General features: G+C 49.3%; 1 protein-coding gene. It reads left to right on the top strand.

What is annotated here, in order from left to right:
• Positions 1 to 7: 7 nt before the first annotated feature.
• Positions 8 to 2,092 (top strand): WD40 repeat domain-containing protein (locus Q0986_RS03915; RefSeq protein ID WP_299404236.1); only part of this gene is annotated, 2,085 nt, incomplete at its 3' end.

The raw sequence follows: 2,092 nt of genomic DNA, 5'->3' as shown, positions 1-2,092 counted from the left end.
AGATAACATGGAGACGATTCTCAAAGGTGGAGTCTATGCTGGACAGTTTCGCGATGGCTATGAAGATTACAGTCATCTATTGCAAACCGTTACAGAAGCAAATCATCAGAGCTGCTTCGTACTAACAAGTCGTGAAAAATCAGCTGAACTTGCGACCTTTGAAGGTGCTCAATCTTGGGTCAAGTGTCTACCGCTGTCAGGGTCGCCGGAGGCGGCATTAGCGTTAATCGAAACAAAGCAGCTGCTCGGAAGTCAGGCGGAGAAGGAACAGCTTGCACAATACTACAGCTATAGCCCCTTAGCGTTACAAATCATTTGTGGCTCCATTCGCGATGTTTTTGCGGGAGACATTTCGCTATTTATCCAAGAAGATACGTTCCTGTTTAACGGGATCAATCGGCTCCTCGATCATCACTTTGAACGAATCACCCCCCTTGAGAAAACGGTCATGTATTGGCTGGCCATTAATCGGAATTGGACCAGTATTGCGGAACTGATGGCTGATATTTATCCGCCATGCTCCAAATTTCAATTGCTCGAAACCCTGGAATCCTTGTGCTGGCGATCGCTGATCGAAACGAAGTCTGGCCAGTATACTCAACAGCCTGTGGTGATGGAGTATGTAACGACGCAGTTAACGGCACAAATTTCATCAGAGCTCATCAATCACAATTACTCACTCTTCACGCAGCATGCACTCCTCAAAACAACCGTTAAGGATTTCATTCGAGATAGTCAATGCCGACAGATTTTAGACCCCATTACTCATACACTCCAGGCTCACTTCCCATTGCCTGCAAAATTAAGAACGCATATTCTGGAATGCCTAGAGATATTCAAAAGCCAAAAAGCATACCAATCCAGTTATGCCGGCGGTAATCTATTAAACCTTTGTCGCCAACTCCAAGTCGATGTTGCTGGCTTTGATTTTTCAAGATTGGCCATTTGGCATGCCTATCTTCAAGAAATGGAGTTACGACAGGTCAATTTCACCCAGGCTGAGTTTGCCAACACAGTCTGGGCACAAACCTTTGGAAGTATTATCACCCTCGCCTTTAGTCCCGATGGCCAGCTATTAGCAACCGGAGATAGTAATGGCGACATTCTGTTATGGCGGGTCGCAGACGGTCAATTGCACTTGACCTTGAGCGGCAGTACGGACTGGGTGCGATCGGTCGCCTTTAGCCCCGATGGAACGCTCTTGGCCAGCGGCTGCGATGACTACACCCTCTCTTTATGGAACGTCCACACAGGGCAGCAACTCACAACCCTGAACGGACATGCAGGGCGCATTAGTGCCGTCATGTTTAGCCCCAATGGAGAAATGCTGGTCAGTAGCAGTGAAGATCAAACCCTACGCCTCTGGACGATTCACAACGGTGAGTGCTCGAAAGTACTAGAAGGACATACTCAGAGCATCTGGTCTGTGCAATTTGATCCTGCGGGGCAACGCCTCGTTAGCGGCGGGGAAGACAAGACCCTCAAGATCTGGGATGTGCAAACGGGTCGATGCCTAACAACATTGCTCGGTCATACCAACTGGATCTTGGCCGTTGCCTTCAGCCCCGATGGGACACGAGTGGCCAGTGGCAGTCATGATCAAACCCTGCGGGTATGGGATACTCAGACCGGACAATGCCTCAACACCCTGAGCGGGCATACAAGCTGGATTTGGTCTATTGCCTTCAGTCCCGATGGGCAATTTCTTGGCAGCGGCAGTGAGGATCACACGGTTCGTCTCTGGGACGTAGACACGGGTCAATGCCTCAAAATTTTGGAAGGGCATACTCATCGAGTGTGGTGCATCGCCTTCAGTCCTGACCAAACCATGCTGGCAACAGGGGGAGAAGATCAAACCGTTCGCTTTTGGGGATTATCTCAATCGAGTCATGAACTTTCTCAAAACCGTGGCGTTGCCATATCATCTCCCACAATTTCGAGTCAGCGTTTAAGGACGCTTCAAGGCAATACTAGCCAAGTCTTTGGCGTCACCTTTAGTCCAGATGGACAATTGATCGCGAGTTGTGGTGATGAAAAGGTGCTGCGGATTTGGGATGTTGAAACGGGACAATGCTGTCGGGTCTTAGGGGGA

Origin of the sequence: Acaryochloris sp. IP29b_bin.148 (genome assembly GCF_028285565.1) — a bacterium.
Classification (GTDB): Bacteria; Cyanobacteriota; Cyanobacteriia; order Thermosynechococcales; family Thermosynechococcaceae; genus Acaryochloris.
The sequence above is the reverse complement of the archived record's forward strand: the minus strand, read 5'-3'. Positions and strand labels throughout refer to the sequence as shown.